General features: G+C 40.2%; 19 protein-coding genes. 14 read left to right on the top strand and 5 right to left on the bottom strand.

Annotation, left to right across the window (positions count from 1 at the left end):
• Positions 1-124: 124 nt before the first annotated feature.
• The gene (locus NFR51_RS02485; RefSeq protein ID WP_251712176.1) at positions 125-1768 is read left to right on the top strand and encodes a hypothetical protein; all 1644 of its coding nucleotides are present in this window, start codon (positions 125-127) and stop codon (positions 1766-1768) included.
• Between the two features lie 108 nt (positions 1769-1876).
• On the opposite strand, the gene walJ is transcribed toward NFR51_RS02485, so the two are convergent.
• The 3 genes from walJ to yycF are packed head-to-tail and all read right to left on the bottom strand — an operon-like array spanning position 1877 to position 4798.
• Entirely contained in the window at positions 1877-2689 is an 813-nt protein-coding gene (gene walJ / locus NFR51_RS02480) for an exodeoxyribonuclease WalJ (protein WP_251712175.1), read from the bottom strand.
• A complete protein-coding gene (locus tag NFR51_RS02475) occupies positions 2686-4104 on the bottom strand; it encodes an ATP-binding protein (protein ID WP_251712174.1) in 1419 nt (472 codons plus the stop codon). Before NFR51_RS02475 ends, walJ begins: the two co-directional genes overlap by 4 nt.
• Positions 4097-4798, bottom strand: a complete 702-nt coding sequence (yycF, locus tag NFR51_RS02470; protein WP_202231237.1) for a response regulator YycF — start codon at positions 4796-4798, stop codon at positions 4097-4099. The genes NFR51_RS02475 and yycF overlap by 8 nt, the downstream gene beginning before the upstream one ends.
• 354 nt (positions 4799-5152) lie before the next feature.
• Here yycF and tmk point away from each other — a divergent pair, with 354 nt between their 5' ends.
• The 5 genes from tmk to rsmI are packed head-to-tail and all read left to right on the top strand — an operon-like array spanning position 5153 to position 8687.
• Positions 5153-5782, top strand: a complete 630-nt coding sequence (gene tmk / locus NFR51_RS02465) for a dTMP kinase (RefSeq protein WP_251712173.1) — start codon at positions 5153-5155, stop codon at positions 5780-5782.
• A gap of 26 nt (positions 5783-5808) precedes the next feature.
• Positions 5809-6672: a DNA polymerase III subunit delta' gene (locus NFR51_RS02460; protein WP_251712172.1), complete on the top strand. Its 864-nt coding sequence runs from the start codon at positions 5809-5811 to the stop codon at positions 6670-6672.
• Between the two features lie 12 nt (positions 6673-6684).
• Positions 6685-7458, top strand: a complete 774-nt coding sequence (ricT, locus tag NFR51_RS02455) for a regulatory iron-sulfur-containing complex subunit RicT (protein ID WP_251712171.1) — start codon at positions 6685-6687, stop codon at positions 7456-7458.
• Between the two features lie 24 nt (positions 7459-7482).
• The gene (locus NFR51_RS02450; protein WP_338147364.1) at positions 7483-7824 is read left to right on the top strand and encodes a DNA replication initiation control protein YabA; all 342 of its coding nucleotides are present in this window, start codon (positions 7483-7485) and stop codon (positions 7822-7824) included.
• On the top strand, positions 7821-8687 hold the full coding sequence (rsmI, locus tag NFR51_RS02445) for a 16S rRNA (cytidine(1402)-2'-O)-methyltransferase (protein ID WP_251712170.1): 867 nt from the start codon (positions 7821-7823) through the stop codon (positions 8685-8687). The genes NFR51_RS02450 and rsmI overlap by 4 nt, the downstream gene beginning before the upstream one ends.
• A gap of 101 nt (positions 8688-8788) precedes the next feature.
• Here the strand turns inward: rsmI and NFR51_RS02440 are convergent, their stop codons facing one another.
• Positions 8789-8968, bottom strand: a complete 180-nt coding sequence (locus tag NFR51_RS02440) for a hypothetical protein (protein ID WP_251712169.1) — start codon at positions 8966-8968, stop codon at positions 8789-8791.
• Positions 8969-9129: 161 nt separating this feature from the next.
• Here NFR51_RS02440 and mvk point away from each other — a divergent pair, with 161 nt between their 5' ends.
• The 7 genes from mvk to dinB all read left to right on the top strand — a co-directional run bounded on the left by mvk (position 9130) and on the right by dinB (position 16578).
• A complete protein-coding gene (mvk, locus tag NFR51_RS02435; protein WP_251712168.1) occupies positions 9130-10062 on the top strand; it encodes a mevalonate kinase in 933 nt (310 codons plus the stop codon).
• Positions 10063-10809: 747 nt separating this feature from the next.
• Positions 10810-11223: a universal stress protein gene (locus NFR51_RS02430; protein WP_338147365.1), complete on the top strand. Its 414-nt coding sequence runs from the start codon at positions 10810-10812 to the stop codon at positions 11221-11223.
• Positions 11224-11496: 273 nt separating this feature from the next.
• Positions 11497-12444: a diphosphomevalonate decarboxylase gene (gene mvaD / locus NFR51_RS02425; protein WP_251712166.1), complete on the top strand. Its 948-nt coding sequence runs from the start codon at positions 11497-11499 to the stop codon at positions 12442-12444.
• Positions 12431-13372 carry a mevalonate kinase family protein gene (locus tag NFR51_RS02420; protein WP_251712165.1) on the top strand — a complete coding sequence of 314 codons (942 nt, stop codon included), beginning with the start codon at positions 12431-12433 and terminating at the stop codon, positions 13370-13372. Before mvaD ends, NFR51_RS02420 begins: the two co-directional genes overlap by 14 nt.
• Positions 13365-14420: a type 2 isopentenyl-diphosphate Delta-isomerase gene (gene fni, locus NFR51_RS02415; protein WP_251712164.1), complete on the top strand. Its 1056-nt coding sequence runs from the start codon at positions 13365-13367 to the stop codon at positions 14418-14420. Before NFR51_RS02420 ends, fni begins: the two co-directional genes overlap by 8 nt.
• A gap of 53 nt (positions 14421-14473) precedes the next feature.
• A complete protein-coding gene (locus NFR51_RS02410) occupies positions 14474-15082 on the top strand; it encodes a superoxide dismutase (protein ID WP_251712163.1) in 609 nt (202 codons plus the stop codon).
• Between the two features lie 398 nt (positions 15083-15480).
• The gene (gene dinB / locus NFR51_RS02405) at positions 15481-16578 is read left to right on the top strand and encodes a DNA polymerase IV (RefSeq protein ID WP_251712162.1); all 1098 of its coding nucleotides are present in this window, start codon (positions 15481-15483) and stop codon (positions 16576-16578) included.
• Here the strand turns inward: dinB and NFR51_RS02400 are convergent.
• Complete coding sequence (locus NFR51_RS02400; RefSeq protein ID WP_251712161.1) at positions 16532-17185, bottom strand: prepilin peptidase; 654 nt, start codon at positions 17183-17185, stop codon at positions 16532-16534. The genes dinB and NFR51_RS02400 overlap by 47 nt on opposite strands.
• 551 nt (positions 17186-17736) lie before the next feature.
• Here NFR51_RS02400 and NFR51_RS02395 point away from each other — a divergent pair.
• Positions 17737-18183, top strand: coding sequence for a Dps family protein (locus tag NFR51_RS02395; protein ID WP_251712160.1), 447 nt, complete (start codon positions 17737-17739; stop codon positions 18181-18183).
• Positions 18184-18190: the final 7 nt, after the last annotated feature.

Raw genomic sequence — 18190 nt, 5'->3', positions numbered from 1 at the left:
TTTCTCATCAAACACTCATTTCATTTGACCTTTTTTATACTATAGACTCAGAAAGTAAACGTAACATTAGAAATGTATATGTAATGAAAATCTAAAAGTACAGGTTACGTCAAAGGAGGAGTTTATGACACCAGAAAAGAAAAACCAGCGGCGGCTGCGCAACCTCGCGCTCCTGTCCCTCTTATTGCTCTTGGTAGGCGGCACCTTCGCCTTCCAAGCCTTCAACCAGCGGGCCATCAATGACCGGCTCCGAGAAAACACCCCCGGCGGCCGTGTCCACGACTACTACAACCGAGACACCGAAAACAAGGACGTCTTCGTGGAGAACTATGGCAATGTGCCCCTCATGGCCCGTATCCGCCTCTCCGAGTTCATGGAGAAACGCGCCACAGGAGATACAGACTTCACCCCTATAGTGAACGGCACCATCCGTGACCAAGTGAACACTTGGACGGTCATGCGTCCCTCAGAGACCAATCTCAACACCCGTGTAGGTGACTCAGCTGCTTTCAACACCTACGCCAACCTGACCTTTGGTTGGACCCGCTCAGGCCAAGATGCCCCATGGTTCATGCCCACCTTCAATCGGGACAACTCAGACCTGATGACCGCCTCTGCAGGGCATGCCCGTGACTGGCTCACAAGTACAGCCACAGACGGTGTCACAGATGGCGCCACGCACCCCGGAGACGGTACAGATGCCTACTGGTCTGCTGGCGACAGCTTTGACAACAGCGGACCAGTTTGGCCGGGCGAAGAAGTCACCCATGATGCCGCTCAAAACCTGCAACAAGAACGTGCCCCGATGACAATCAGCCAGTGGGCAGCCCTACCTAATAACCTGAAAGTCGGCAACTTCTGGGTGATTGACCACCAAACAGGCTGGGCTTACTGGGCTAACCAGCTCCAAGCAGGAGAGACTACCTCTTACCTCTTGGATGCCGCTCAGATGACCGCAGCGGCAGACAACATCCCGGGCGAATATTATTACGGTATCCATGTGGACGGACAACTGATCAGTCCTGACCGTATCAATGATTTCTTGGCTGTAGATCCAAACTATACGCATCATGCCGACTTGTCAGACTTCCTGACAGCCGTACAGAACGGTTCTATCGATAACAACTGGGGGAACCCAGGACCAGATGATGATGTCCAACCTAACCAAATCAACTTTAGCATCATGGCACCGGGGACTATCTTTACTATGGCTGGGGAGCAGTATCGTTATTTGGAGAATATGGGAGCCAATAATCATATGATTATCCGAAATGAAGTGATTACATCTACGACTTTCCATAATAAGGAGAATCGCAGTAATCAGTGGTATAGCGATCTTGATCCAACAGTTCAAGCGATGGTTCAGCCAGTTTCAGATAACTTTGTGACAGGAAGGATTGAGAATGCAGAAGCTATCTGGTCAGCAGGTGGGACTAGGTGGGTGCCAACAAACTTGGGAGCATTTCCGGAAGTTGCAGCTGACGTGACTCAAGTTGCCCCAACTGGTAGTCCTCGTGCCTTTGTCCTTTCCTTGGCAGATGTAACCCGCTTATCGGGTCCAGGACGTGCTTTCCCTAATACTCAAGAACGGACTGTGTCCAACGGGACTTGGTGGTGGTTCCGAACCCCAGGAAATACTGTAGGAGCATTTCCAGATAATCTGGAAGGAGGTTGGCGAGCTCACAACGGTGAGATGCATGGTGACCTTTCTATGACCCATTTATCTCCAAATGGCGGTGCTCGTCCCGCTCTCATCATCAACCAATAAAACCCCTTAATCTTACTCAACAGCAAAAAAATCGTTCAATCTTAGCCTAAAGAAAGGCTTGACTGAACGATTTTTGAGTTTCCTCTTTAGGGGAATACCGGATTTATCTTAAATATCATAGAGTTTGCTTGCATGCTCATGACTGGTGTCAATGATATGTACATCACGTTTAGTATCCACATCATGTTGAGCAAGAAACCCGTCCATAGTCATGTGGGCTAACTCTTGAATGTTGTTGTTCAAGCTAAGATGACCGAGGAAGATACGTTTTGTCTTGTTTCCTAGAACCCTAAAGGCTGCTTCAGCACCGTCCTCGTTGGACAAATGCCCTTGATCACTGAGGATACGTTGTTTTGTTTTCCAAGGATAGCCGCCCATACGAAGGATTTCGATATCATGATTACTTTCCATGAGATAAGCATCTGCATTCTCAATTGTTCCTCGTATCCGATCACTAACATAACCTGTATCGGTCAACAAAACAAAGGACTTATTGTCTTTCATAAAACGATAAAACTGAGGGGCAATAGCATCATGGCTGACACCAAAGCTTTCAATGTCAATGTCACCGAAAGTTTTAGTTTTTCCCATTTCAAAAACATGTTTTTGTTCATGCGGGATTTTTCCCAATGAATTTTTACTGTCCAGCTCTTGCCAAGTCAGTTCATTGGCGTAAAGTTGGATACCGTATTTCCGCGCAAGAACCCCAATCCCTTTGATATGGTCACCGTGTTCATGTGTGATGAGAAGGGAGTCGATGTCCTTGATATCACGGTCAATTTCTCTTAAAAGACTTTCTATTTTTTTACCAGATAGTCCCGCATCGACGAGGATTTTCTTTTGAGGTGTTTCTAAGTAAAAAGAATTTCCAGTACTTCCAGAGGCTAAAATTGAATATTTAAATGCTGCTTCCTTGCTCATTCAGCAAAATCCTCCCAGTCATTATTTTCTTGATTGATTTCATCACTGTAGGGGAAAGACAGAGTGAAAGTTGAGCCATTTTTGCCGTCAGAAGTGACCTGAATATCGCCCTTGTGCAGTTTCATAATGTCATGGGCAATAGACAGTCCTAAACCAGTACCACCAATCTGACTGTTTCGAGAAGAATTATCTACGCGATAAAAGCGATCAAAAACTTTAGACAAAGCAGGCTTAGGAATCCCTATACCTTGGTCAGCAATAGAGGTAAATGCTTTATTGTTATTACACCATACCGTTACAGTTATAGTGCCACCATTTGGCGAATATTTAAAGGCATTGTTAATAATATTGTCAATAACTTGCGAGAGCTTATCAGTGTCAATCTCAAGCCAAATTTCTTGGCGAGGTATCTGGCGTTTAATTTTGAAGTTGCTATAATTTTTTTCGATGATTTTATCAAAACGGTCAAGAATATAGTTGATAAAGTCAACATAGTTTATAATCTCAGTATGAAGTTTGACTTTGTCTTGATCCATGCGTGAAAGTTCTAGCAGCTCGCCAATCATCCGAATCATACGGTCTGTTTCATTGAGAGACACGTCAACAAAACTCGCCGCTAAGTCAGGGTCAGCCAGTGCTCCATCGTTTAGTGCTTCCAAGTAAGCCTTGACAGAAGTTAAAGGTGTTCGTAATTCATGAGAAACGTTAGATACAAAAAGGCGGCGATCTCGTTCGGTCTTTTCTTGTTCAGTTGTGTCATGCAAAACGGCTATGATACCAGAGATGAAGCCTGATTCGCTTCGAAAAAGCATGAAATTAACACGAAGAATAACACTTGCCCCTTCACAGTTTACAGTGTTTAAGATCAGTTCAGGTTCTTCCTGAAGCAGGTCGTGAAAAGAGTATTTGTCGGATATTTTTAATATCTCTATCAGTTCTTTTCCGAGGATACCATCATTCGACTGATCAAGTAAATTTAGAGCTGCATGGTTAGCCAAATTAATATGTCCATGTCTGTCCGTGGTGATGACACCATCGACAAGGTAGGTCAAAATGCTTTCCAGTTGGTTTCTTTGATTTTCGAGATGTTCTTGTCGATCTTCGATTTCATGTCCGAGCATGATTAATTTATTATAAGCTGTAGAGAGTTCATCATTTTCCGTTGATTTTTGGAGATTCTTATAGTTATTATTTAGAAAATTATCAACTTGATTGGAAATGTTATTTGCAGTCTGTGCTAAGTTGCTGAGGTACCAGATAAGCAAGCTCAGAGTAACAATGTAAAAAATAAAAAACAGTAAGAGGGCTTTTGTATCACTAAGATAATATGTACTGTTCATTATCTCAAAAATGCCAAAAAGAAGTAGATGAATCACTACTCCTTTCAATACTATCGAATTAAAGAATTTATTCATGTGGTTCGCTCATGTAATAGCCAACACCGCGACGTGTAGATACGTATTGTGGGCGGCTTGGTGTATCTTCAACTTTTTCACGCAAGCGGCGAACGGTAACGTCAACAGTACGGACATCACCAAAATAGTCATAGCCCCAGACAGTTTCAAGCAACGTTTCACGTGTGATTACCTCACCAAGATGCTGTGCAAGATAGTAAAGCAACTCAAATTCACGATGCGTGAGATCTAACTGTTTCTCATTTTTGTAGGCTGCATAGTGTGTAGGATTGATACGCAAAGTACCGATAACCAGTTCTTTTTTAGAATCTTTGGGTTGTTCTACAGGCATGTTTGTAATTCGCCGCAAGTTTGACTTAATGCGGGCCAGCAATTCACGGTTTGAAAATGGCTTCGTAATATAATCATCTGCGCCAAGTTCAAGACCGATAACTTTATCAAACTCTGTATCTTTGGCAGAAACCATCAAAATTGGAACCTCAGAAGTCTTACGGATTTGACGTGTGACTTCAAGGCCATCAATTTTTGGCAACATCAAATCAAGATAGATAAGGTCTGGTTTTTCTGATTCAAAGAGTTCAAGAGCTTCTTCACCATCAAAAGCAGTGACTACTTCATACCCTTCTTTGACGAGATTAAATTTAACAATATCTGAAATTGGCTTTTCGTCGTCAACAACAAGAATTTTTTTCATGATAATCCTTTCGCTTAGATGTATTTAATATTAATTGCTTTTCTCATTATACAATTATTACAGTAGTATAGCAAGGTAAAGATGTCCATAATATAGAAATTTTACAAAAGCGAAATCATTTGTAAAATAAGAAACTTATATGGTAAAAAATGTTTACAAAATAAGATTTTTTGCATAGAGTTTGTCACAATAATCTTCCAAGTAACATTAAGAGGCTTGATATACGATTCAGATTTTGGGGAAGTTAGTCAAGCAAATTACAGCTGAAAAAGTACAAAAATTCGTTTCTGGATTTTAGCTAACAGGGCACTTGGAGAAAAGCAACTTCCTTGCTTTTTTGCTATAATATAAGTTATGAACGGAATACTTATTAGTTTGGAAGGTCCAGATGGAGCAGGTAAAACAACTGTTTTACAAAAAATACTTCCTGAACTAGAAAAATCACGATATGAAGTGCTTGCAACACGGGAACCAGGCGGAGTACGTGTGGCAGAAGAAATTCGCAATATAATTCTTAGCACAGAGAATACAGAAATTGACAGCAAGACGGAACTGATGTTATTTGCTGCGGCAAGGCGGCTGCACATGCAAACGAAAATGTTACCGGCTCTTGCAGCAGGAAAACTTGTGCTTGTCGATCGTTTTATTGATTCTTCAGTTGCTTATCAAGGTTATGGACGTGCGCTTGGCGTTGAACCTGTAAATTGGCTTAATGCGTTTGCAACAGACGGTCTTAAACCGGATTTAACATTATATTTCGATATTGATACAGATATTGCGCTGGAGCGAATCATGAAGAACAGAACGGATGAGCTGAACCGCCTTGACTTGGAGCGTGCTGAAATGCATCGTAAAGTCAGACAAGGTTACTTAGAAATTGTGCAAAATGAACCAGAACGATTTGTCACAATAGATGCAAGTCAAGATATTGACACAGTTGTTGCAGATACGCTAAAAGCTATCAAAAAAAGATTTTTCTTGTAATAAAAATTCAAAATTAAGGAGTTTCTATGAAAATCGCAGAAATCCAACCCATGCTTTATCAACGCTTTCAACATATTTTGCAAAAGCATAAGTTGAGTCATGCTTATCTGTTTAGTGGTGGTTTTGGCAGTTTTGATATGGCGCTATGGTTGAGCCAAGCGGTTTTTTGTGAAAATCCAAAGAGGGGTCTACCTTGTGAAGCGTGCCGACATTGTCGTTTAGTCGCGATGGAAGAGTTTACTGACTTGCACATCATTCGTCCAGAAGGGCAAACTATAAAGACAAGTCAGATTCGCGATTTATCAGAGGTTTTTAGCCAGTCTGGATTTGAGGGAAGTCAAAAAGTAGTGATCATTACCGAGGCAGAAAAAATGCACAGTAATGCAGCGAATGCTCTCCTTAAGTCCATTGAAGAACCAGATAATGCAACCCATGTTTTTTTGTTGACAGAAAACGAAAATTTGATTTTACCCACGGTAAAGTCGCGGGCACAAGTCTTTAGCTTTCCGAAGAACAGCGCTTATATGCAGGAAATTCTGGAAAACAGTGGTATCTTAAAAACACAGGCAGAATTGCTTGGACGAATTTGCACTTCTGTTGAAGAGGCCCAAGAGATAGCAGGTGCCTCCTGGTTTACTGAGACTCTCAATAAATTACAACAGCTGATAAAATTAATAAGAACCGATCAGAGAGAAGCCTTTCTTTATCTTTCAAATGTAGTGGAGAATGTTGAGGAAAAAGAGAAGCAGAAACTTATTTTTTCACTGCTCTTAGAACTTTTTAATCAGGAGAAATTGTCTGAAAAGCTTCAAAACACTTTTCAGGCAGAACAGATGTGGAAAAGTAATGTTCGCTTCGGAGCTTGTCTAGAATATATAGTACTGAAATAGGAAGAAAATACTATGATTTATGAAATAGAGTTTACGCATGGGGAACAGAATACCTTTGTCAGTGGCTGCGAAGCGTTTACGCCCAGAACTCAAGTCATTATCCAAAATGAAAAAGGAAAATGTCACGGGCGTGTGATAAAGCAACTGCCGGAAGGAAGTGAGGTGGACACTTCGGGGGAAATTGTGCGTGCAGTAACAGAAGAAGACAAGGAGTTGATTGAAACAACGGAGGAACTTTCGCAGAAAGCATGTGCTAAAATTCGTCAAATTGTTGCTGCTCATGGTATTGATATGAAGGTTACAAACGCAGCTTATAATTTAAATCAGAGTCAGCTTTTTGTGTCCTTTACGTCGGAAAACAGAGTGGATTTTCGAGAGTTACTGAAAGAATTGGCAGCAACTTTCCGTACACGTATTGAACTCAGACAGATTGGTGCGCGTGATGCTGCAAAGATTTATGGAGGAGTGGGTCCTTGTGGACGTCCGCTGTGTTGTTCTGAATTTATCTACGAATTTCCTAATGTTTCAATTAAGATGGCTAAAAATCAGTCCTTGTCTTTGAAACAAAGCAAGCTCAATGGGCTCTGTGGGCGTTTGATGTGTTGTTTGTCCTATGAAGACGAGTTTTACCGGGAAGCACGAAAAAATTTCCCTGATTTTGGTGAGCATATTACGACTGCACAAGGTGAAGGAAAAGTTATCGGATTGAATATTTTGAACAATAAAATTAAGCTACAGCTTGAGCATACGATAAAAGAGTTTGATATTTCAGAGATTGAGATGTAAAAAATCTTAATATCTAGGTGATTTATGGGGGAAACAATGATTGATAAGAATGAGATTTATGTGCAACTTGGATTATTAGAAGAAAGTTTAGCTTATACATTGAGCCAGATCTCAGCAGTACGTGATGCGCTTGATGAATCGTTAAGAGAAAATGCGACAATTCGCATGGAAAATGAAAAGCTACGTGAGCGTTTGGCTCATGTCGAGAAGAAAGAAGGAAAAGCTAGCTCAAAATCAAAAAATGAGCCTAATCCAAATCTTATTCAAATTTTTAATGAAGGCTTTCATGTGTGCCATTTACATTATGCTGAACGTTTGCAAGATGGCGAGAATTGCTTGGATTGTTTGGAGCTTTTATACAGATGATCAATATACAAAGAAGTTTCAAAGGGGAAAAAAAAGCTGGAAAACTCTACTTGGTGCCCACGCCTATTGGAAATATGCAGGATATGACCCTACGTGCTCTGGAAACATTGCGCAGTGTGGACGTGGTAGCAAGTGAGGATACGCGCAATACTCAAAAACTTTTAAACCATTTTGAGATCAAAGTTGCACAAGAATCTTTTCATGAACATAATTCCTTTGAGAAAATTCCCAAGATTCTGGATTTTCTTTTGTCAGGAAAGTCAGTAGCTCAGGTATCCGATGCAGGAATGCCTTCGATATCGGATCCTGGTCATGACTTGGTTGTTGAAGCTATTAGACGGAATATTGATGTCATTGCTCTCCCGGGCGCTTCCGCAGGTATTACAGCGCTTATCGCCTCAGGTTTGGTGCCTCAGCCTCATATTTTTTATGGCTTTTTACCACGCAAAAAGGGAGAACAGAAAAAGTTTTTGGAAATGAAGCGGTCTTATCCAGAAACACAGATTTTTTATGAATCCCCCTATCGTGTGGCAGAAACTTTAGAGAATATACTTCAGGTTTATGGCGATCGCCAAGTGACTCTGGTCAGAGAATTGACCAAAATCTATGAAGAATACCGGCGCGGAAAAATTTCTGAAATTTTGTCCTCATTGAAAGAACAACCGATAAAAGGAGAATGCTTGATTATCGTTTCGGGTTTTAGCGGTGAGGTAGAGATTGAGGGGGTTGAAGAAACTTCCCCTTTGGAGGCCGTTGCTCGTCTAGTTGAAGAAGGTATAAAGCCCAATGTGGCCATTAAACAAATTGCCAAAGAGCGGAACTTGGTGCGCCAAGAGCTTTATGCGCAATATCATGACTTATAAAAAAATTTTAAAAAGTAAAAATCGCTCCATTCAACAGAGAAGAATAGAGCGATTTTTACTGATTTTGGATAAATTTTTTATCTGAACAGTTCTGACTATGCTTAACAGTGTCCGTCCACATTTTCATTAATCCAGCGCTGATTTGTCTCATCAAAAATCCTTAGCTGAGGATTGTCAAGGATAAAATCAAGAACCTCTTCTCTGCTTAAACCACTGTATTTAATGGCTGCATCCAAAGTAACAATCTCCATGTTTTCAAGTGCCAAACGTAAATTTTCCATAGCTTCATTATAACTTTTTTTCTAAAATTTAGGAAAAGAGAGGACAAAGCCGCCATTTGCCCTAAAGATTTTCTTAAAAAGGAATTGCCACTTGATTTTCACTCTCAAATTTTATAAAATTGTCAAGTACCTTTGTGTACCTTAATGGAGAATTTATAGTTATGACTACAAATAAAATGGGCACAGGAACAGCTCATGCTAAATTAATTTTGATTGGGGAGCATTCAGTTGTCCATGGGCAGCCTGCCATTGCGCTTCCTGTCAAGATTTTGAAAACAACGGTTACGATTTCTTCTATCAAATACGGACAATATATTGAAAATAATGAATCTCGTCGTCGATTAGATGTGTTGGGAGACGAATTTGAGGGGGTACGCCAACTTATTTTACGTCTGTTAGAGAAATTTCAGTCTGTAAAGCTTCCTTTTTCCTTGGAAGTAGATTCCAATATTCCTCTGGGTCGTGGTTTGGGGGCATCCGCTGCTTTGGCAACAGCCATCACACGTGCTTTTTATGATTTCTTTGATACAGAGCTAACGGATAAGACTCTTTTATCTTTTGCTAATTTCTCAGAGAACATCACACACGGGCGCTCATCGGGTATTGATGTGGCAACCGTTAATTCTGATTCGCCTCTTTGGTTTATCAAGGGACAAACAGCGGAACCCTTTGACTTGAAGCTTTCAGGTCATTTGGTTATCGGAGACTCAGGAGTACATGGTTTTACAAGTCAGGCTATCAGTATAGTAAGAGAAAAGTTATCTGACAACAAGGTAAAGGCTCAAGAATATATTGAGAATCTGGGGAGCCTTTCTAAAGCATCAAAAGATTTTTTGATGACCAATAAATTGGAGGAGTTTGGGCAAGTGATGAATCAAGCCCATGAAAATCTCTCAGCCCTTGGTGTGTCGCATCCACGTCTGGATACTCTTGTGGATACAGCCCTAAGAAATGGCGCACTGGGAGCTAAGCTCACGGGTTCTGGCTTAGGCGGAGTAATGGTCGCTCTGGCTTCTAATGAAAAAGATGCCATCCATATCAGCCAAAAACTTTTGAAAAATGGAGCGAAAAACACGTGGATTTACTCTTTTTAAACAGTAAGGCGGTGAAATTCCGCTTTTTATGTTGATTTTTCAACCAATCCTTAGGAAGTTTTAAACATAGTAACGGTAAGAATAGAGCTAACTTTGCAAAGTGATAAGCATAACTTTTTTAAAAAATTACTAAAATATGGTAGAATGAGTACATAAAAAGAGAGAGTAGCGCCAACTACTCCCTCACTAGGTCGAGTACTTACAATGATTAACGCTTTCCTTTACGGTTAGCGTTTTTTCTTATACTGTAAGCCACTGCTAAACGAACAGCAAGAGTTCCTACTGCACTAAGAATTATAGAAACTGCAACCGCAATAGCTATTATCAAAGCTTGTATCCTTTATCAAATGTACCATAGGCAACACCTCCCCCGTGGTCGAGTATGATGCGAGAGTGTGTCGTATTGTACCCTTGATAACCTAGATGGCATTAAGGGTAATTAATCCTCTTTGCCATAGGGAGATTATAACGTAAAAATGGCAAAATAAAAAGCGTCCTAAGTGCTTGGTGCTGGTCATGTTCTCACTTTTTGCACTTGACGGCTGCATTTTTAACAGTGTTTCAAAATGCTGTTAGGTTTTTTTATTTCAAAATGCCTTAAGGTTTTAATGGAACGTTATTCATAGACAATGCCCTTAGTCGCTGAACTGTCCTAACTGTTGAAGTACATCTATTTATAAAGCGTGGCGCTTTCATTTGTCTTTAGAAAGCATTATAATATAAGCAAAGTGATGGAGGAATATCATGATGAAATATAAAAACATTTTAGTGCCAGTAGATGGTTCAGAAAATGCATACAAGGCACTTCGTGAGGCAGTGGAAATTGCTCAAGCGAACGAGGATGAACTTTCTATTTTGATAGTACAAGATGATGGGAAATTATACGGTCATGCTTTGCCTATCCCTAAACAGCGCTATACAAGAGCTTCAGAAATGATTGTACAAGAAGCTCTGGATGTGGTAAAAGATACTGTGAAAAGTCAAATCTTTGTAGTTGTTGGACTTCCTAAAAAACAAATTGTAGAATTTGCGACGGAGCAGAAAAGTGATTTGATTGTTATGGGAGCGACGGGCGCAAATTATTTTGAGCGAATGACCTTAGGTTCAACTACAGCCTATGTTGTTAACCATGCCCCTTGTAACGTTACAGTGGTAAAATAGAGGACACATGCGCTATATCTTTTCTCATTCAACAAAAATTAAAACAACAAATCAGAACAGTTGATTATACACACAGTGCGCAGCCAGTGGTAATCCTTTTTTCCTGTTCTTTTTTCTTTATCTAGGAGAAGAAAAAGAGGGAAGAACCACAGCAACTTGCGTATTTCCTTTAAAATCCGCGGAAGTTGAGATAAGGGAAAAAATAACAAATGGCTAAATTTCAGTACCTTTGTTATAATGAGAGAGATTAATCCCTACAAGAGGAAAAATAAAATGAATGAAATTACTGTAAGAGCGCATACGAATATTGCCTTGATTAAATATTGGGGGAAAGCGAACGTGGCATTAAACATTCCGACAACGAGTTCATTATCAATGACTTTGGATCGGTTTTACACAACGACTTCAGTCGCATTTTCTGCTCAGGATCAACTGGTCTTAAATGGACAAACTGCAGATGCAACACGGGTGCATAATTTCTTAGACATGCTCCGCGCAAAATATGGTGATTTTCCTGGTGTCTTAGTGACTTCGAAAAATCATGTGTCTACTGCAGCAGGATTAGCCTCATCGGCATCAAGTTTTGCGGCTTTAACAGGTGCAATGTTTAGGCTCTTAGAATTGCCGGAAGATTTGACCGAAATGTCTCGCATTGCTCGTCGTGGCTCTGGTTCAGCTTCACGCTCGCTTTTTGGAAATTTTGCGGTCTGGAATAAGGGCGAGGATGATGCATCTTCTTATGCGGAGAGTTTTTATGATGAAGACATTCACCTGTCAATGCTTGTAGCAGAGATTTCAAGCGCGCAAAAGAAAATGCCTTCAACACAAGGGATGCAGCTCGCGCAAACCGCACCAACCTATCGTTCTTGGGTAGAAAAATCAGCAGGTCAACTGGAAGAAATGAAAGTAGCCATTCGCCAAGCAGATATTGAAAAAATAGGCCGCCTTGCGGAAGACAATGCTTTAGGCATGCATGAACAAAACCGTTTATGTGCAGAACCTTTTGATTATTTTATAGAGGATACACGGCGTATCATTGCCTTTACGCAAGAATGCTATAAGTCAGGGCTCTTAGCTTTCGTGACAATTGATGCCGGACCTAATGTGAAAATTATTACGGATAAAGCTACAGAGAAGATACTTTTAGAAAAATTCCGCGTGAATTTCCCAGAAATTACTTTTGACGTTGCACATGCTGGAGGTGGTCTTGAATACTTGTAAGATAGATGTTCCTGGAAAGCTTTTTATTGCGGGAGAATATGCAGTTACTCGCTCAGGTGGCTTGGCACTGGTCACTAGTCTAGAAAGTGATTTTCAAGTCAGCATTACAGCAGCGACAGAATTCAGTCTCTTACGAACCAATGTTGATATGCCAGACTATGCTTTTTCAATGAAAAATTTTAAGCCTGAACGAACGGGGCCGTGGAATTTTGTCATGACGGCGATTGAATATGTCCGAAAGGAAGTCAGATTGAACAAAGAGTTTGAGCTTGAAATCCAAAGCGAGCTGGGTCTTGGAGAAAATAAAAAAGGCTATGGCTCATCCGCCTGTGTTGTCGTGGGTGTCGTCAATGCGCTTAATGAATTTTTTCGTTTAAACTTGTCACTTGAACAGCGTTTTCGTCTTGCTGGACAAGCGCATTACGATGTACAAGGGAGCGGTTCACGAGGGGATGTGGCAGCTATTATGTATGGTGGAAGTATCTTTTATGAAAACCATCAGCGTGTTCTTCCCATAAATATTCCCTGGCAGCCTTATGTTGTACAAACCGATCAATCTTCTAAAACAGGAGAAAAATTAAAACAAGAGCTGCCTGAGGCGTTCTTTGAAAAGAGTGATGAACTCGTTATTGAGATTAGTACAGCTATTGATATGCAGGACTTTGCTCTTTTTAAAGAGAAGCTTTTAGAAAATCAACTTCTTCTTATAAATACTCAGCCCAAAGGCTACATGACAGAGCAACTTGCCTTAGCCTTGAATATTATTAATAGTCGTCCAGAATTGGCCGGGAAAATTTCAGGTGCTGGTTTTGGTGAAAATATCATTCTCTTTGCAGAACATGAGGAGAACATAGCTGAATTAAGGGCGGTCCTTGAAGCAGAGGGAATGAAGCTTGAAAAAGCAAGGATAGGAAAAGTAAATGAGTAAAGAAATACATAGTCATCGTAAAGATGAGCATTTGTCACTTGCCTTAAAATACTGGAAGGAAGGGCGGAGCCGTTCTGAGTTTTCATCTGCTCTGCGTTTGGTTCCGAACGGTTTACCTGAAATTTCCACAAAAGAAGTTGATTTATCTCTTGCTCTTTTTGGACATAAGTTTGAATATCCTTTTTACATAGAAGCTATGACAGGCGGCTCAAAAAGAGGAAACAAGCTCAACTTAGAGCTTGCCGAAATCGCTGCCAGTCAAAATATTGCTATGGCTGTTGGTTCACAGTCAATTGCCCTTAAATATCCTGAGCTGGAAGAAGGCTTTCGTCAAGTGCGCCAGTATAACCCTCAAGGGTTTATTTTTGCGAACATAGGTGCAGGGCATTCGTTGGAAAATGCTCAAAAAGCTGTTGAAATGCTTTCTGCTGATGCTTTAGAAATCCATATTAATACGGGTCAAGAGTTAGTCATGAAAGACAGTGAAGGAGATCGTTCTTTTTACTGGCTTGAAAATATCAATGATATTGCCGAAAACTTGGGTGTCCCTGTTGTGGTCAAAGAAGTCGGCTTTGGCATGAGCCAAAAGATGTTCAAACAGCTCAGCCAAACAGCTGTAGCAGGAATTAATATTGGCGGTAAAAGAGGGACGAACTTTGCTTGGATAGAACGTGAGCGAGGGCAGACTACTCTAAACCTAGACCATTACGGCTTCACAGGTCCAGAAAGTCTGGTAGAAGCTCAACTGGCCAAAAACAATAAACCCTTAATTGCTACGGGAGGTGTGTCCTCTTCAATGGATATTCTTGCAGCACAACTTTTGGGGGCCTCTCTCGTAAGCTCTGCCGGCTACGTCCTATCTGTGCTTAAAGCTGAAGGCTCCCAAGCCTTGGATGAACTGTTTAGTCAGTGGAAAGATGAGCTGGTGAAACTCTATGCTCTAGTTGGAGCACGCCAGTTCTGTGATCTATCACAAGTCGAATTTATCTATGATCAGGCCTTAAGGCATTTCCTTGAAGAAAGAAAAGATAAGCAGATAATTTTGTAAACGGTTCTTATTTCTTTATAATATAGAGTATATTAACATTTAAGGAGAAAATTATGGCTTACACACTTCCAGAATTACCTTACGCATACGATGCTTTGGAACCTTTCTTTGATGAAGAAACAATGCATTTGCATCATGATAAACATCACCAAACCTATGTAAATAATCTTAATGCAGCAATCGAGAAGCACCCTGAATTTTTTGATAAAACTGTTGGAGAATTAGTGGCTTACTTGGACCGTTTGCCAGAAGATATTCGTACTGCAGTACGCAATAATGGTGGTGGACATCTCAATCACACAATGTTCTGGGACTGGTTAGCTCCAAATGCAGGTGGTGCACCAACAGGTGACATTGCTGCAGCAATTGATGAAGCTTTCGGATCGTTTGACAACTTTAAAGCTGAATTTAAAGCTGCTGCCACAGGCCGTTTCGGTTCAGGATGGGCTTGGTTGGTTCTTGACTACGGTAAACTTAAAGTTGTTTCCACAGCAAACCAAGATAACCCAATTTCTGACGGTCAAATTCCGGTGCTTGGTCTTGACGTTTGGGAACATGCTTATTACTTGAAGTACCGCAATGTTCGCCCAGATTATATTGAGGCTTTCTTTAGTCTGATTAACTGGGACAAGGTAAACGAACTTTACACAAAGGCTAAATAAGTGTAAAAGGATAGAGCGCTGCACTTAAATTAATACAGTTCTAAGACCAGAGCTTTGAGAGAGTCTGGTCTTTTTTAGTGCCTCTCTTTTAGATTTTCTGATGTTTGGTTTAAAGGAAAGAAGCATGAGAATAAAGAAGAACTGCTTTTCTAAAAGGAGCAGATGGTCTTTTTTCTCCAGTGAGATAAGCTAAGTTTTTATTTGAAAAATTACCATGTGAGAGAGGAGGGATTGTGAAAGCACGGAATGCTGTAGTGGAATCTGATCAATCTGTTGGTTCGATTGTCGTTGCGTTAGCCTTTCTATTTGCTTCTTAAGGAGTGTTGGCAGGCATTCTGGAACCTCCATGTCAATTTGGAAGTGACTTCCCCTAGGACTGTCTATGATATAATAAAAATATGTTAACTTTTCCACTAATCAATGATACTTCACGTAAAATCATCCATATTGATATGGATGCCTTTTTTGCATCGGTGGAAATTCGTGATAATCCAAGTTTGAAAGGAAAACCTGTTGTTATTGCCCGAAGCCCTCTACAAACAGGAGGACGGGGTGTTGTTTCAACTTGTTCTTATGAAGCAAGGGCTTTTGGTATTCATTCAGCAATGAGTGCCAAGGAAGCTTATGATCTCTGTCCACAGGCTATTTTTATTAGTGGAAATTATGAAAAATACCGCGCAGTTTCTGGACAGGTGCGTGAAATTTTTAGGCGCTATACGGATGAAATTGAAGCTGCTTCCATTGATGAAGCTTATCTTGAAGTAACTGAGAACAAGATAGGATCAACAAGTGCAATAAAAATCGCCAAGCTTATTCAACATGATATCTTTGTTGAGCTTGGCTTGACCTGTTCGGCAGGTGTTTCTTATAATAAGTTTTTAGCAAAGATTGCTTCGGATTATGAAAAGCCACACGGTCTGACGGTTATCATGCCTAAAGATGCTAAAAAATTTTTAGCAAATCTTCCAGTTGAAAAATTTCATGGGGTAGGTAAGGCAACAGAAATGAAGCTTCATGAGATGGGCATATTTACAGGAGCAGACATACAGGCAGCAGATCCTTTAGTTTTAGCAGAACGCTTTGGTCTTTACGGATGGAAACTCTTTCTGAAAGCAAATGGTATCCATGATTCGGCAGTAGTTACCAGCCGTCAGCGTAAGTCTGTAGGAAAAGAGAAAACCTATAGCAAATTACTTTATCAGATTGAAGATATAAGGCAAGAACTCATCAATCTGTCAGAACGTGTTGCGGACAGTCTTAAAAAACATCATCTTAGAGGAGATACAGTCGTTTTAAAGCTCCGTTATTCAGATTTTCGAACTTTAACAAAAAGGAAAAAACTTTCGGAGAAACTGAGTGATGCGGAGGATTTGGCACTTGTTGCTCAAGATTTACTTGAGGAAATTGATTATGATGATACTCTAGGCGTTCGACTTCTGGGGGTGACACTTACTGGATTTGGGGCAGAAGAATTACGATTAGATATGCCAGACTAAGGAAAGGAATAAAAGGTAATTTTCGTTCTTTTTTGATAAATATGAAGCAGAGTCCAAGTATACACGCAATTTGAATCAAGGAAAGCAGTTGATTTAATGAAAGTGAAAATGATGCGAGAAAAATCCAGAGAAAATCTCCAGCGCCGATTTTGATGTTGAAAAAATAAGAAAAGTAGGCAAGGCTCAACCAAAAATAAGACCAAGCATTTGAGGGAAAGCATAAGAAAAAGATTCCGGAAAAAAATAGCCCGAGGCTCAAGGGGTAAGAAAAAGAATCAATGTCAAACTTGCTTAGAAGCAAGCTAAGAAGCAAGGTCCAAAAGTGTAAAAAATCTAAGTCAAACCAGGCGGCTACAAATAAAATCCCTGTCAAAAACTCTAGAAAAAAATAGCTATAAGAAAAACGGGCCTGGCAATAGAAACAGCGACTTTTAAAAATGAGTTGAGAAAGCAAAGGGATTAACTGCTTCCATGTCAGTAGCTTTTGACAGCTGTTACAGCGAGAACGTCCCCAGATAATCGAAGCGTTTGAGTACCAGCGGTCGGTAACCACTCCCAGAAAAGAGCCAACAATACAACCAACCGTAAAAATGAAAAATACAAGCATACTTATGAAGACGTAAAAAAGTGTAAAAATTCACCAAAGAAATAAAATTGTATGAGGTAAGGCAGCTGGGATAAAAGCCTCAAAAATGCAACATGCTTAGGTGTCGGTATCAGAATGTGGGAGAAAAAAGCACTTGTCATCCCACCATGTGGTAAAAAATAACATGAAGAGGTCTCCTCAACTAAAATGTTATTGGAGACAGTGAAAGAGGAATGCACAGAAAAGCAGGAGCAGCAGTGGAAGTGTTAATATTCTCTTGGTTATTTATTATTGCCTAAAAGTATCCATTTGATGAATTTCTTCCATGGCTCCCCTATTTGTTTGCGTTTTTGGCATATCTCCTCCGCAATGGGGAGTTAAACGATTAGATTACGGACAAGCAGACAAGCTCTAATTTATGGGGAATAAGAGATTATCTTATACTTAAAGTGCTGTAAATCTTCCTATATATTATTGGGACCACTATCTATATGATAAGTGCGGTTCTATTATTGGATTAGTTGGTCATATTTTTATATAATTATGATAGAAATAAAAAATTGGAGGTTACTATGTCAAAGGAAAAAACACAAGAAGTTTTGAATCAAACAGTTGCGGATTTATCTAAGGCAGCAGCGCTTATTCACCAAACTCACTGGTATATGCGTGGTTCTGGTTTCTTAACATTGCATCCTAAAATGGACGAGTTCATGGATGGACTTAACGATCATTTAGATGAGTTTGCGGAACGTTTGATTACTATCGGTGGTTCACCTGTTTCAACACTTAAAGAATTTGATGAAAAGTCAAAAATTGAGCTTCAACCAGCAACTTGGGACAAGTCAATGTCTGAACGTTTGCAAGACGTTTTAAATGCCTATAAATACTTGGCGAAACTTTTCCAAGAAGGTATGGACGTAGCTGAATCTGAAGGTGATGCAGTTACAGTTGACCTTTATACAGTTGCGTTGGGTGACGTTGAAAAAACAATCTGGATGCTTGAAGCTGAGCTTGGATAACAAAAAA

This window comes from Lactococcus ileimucosae (assembly GCF_943193185.1).
GTDB classification, from domain to species: Bacteria; Bacillota; Bacilli; order Lactobacillales; family Streptococcaceae; genus Lactococcus; species Lactococcus ileimucosae.
This window is presented reverse-complemented; position numbering and strand designations above follow the sequence as displayed.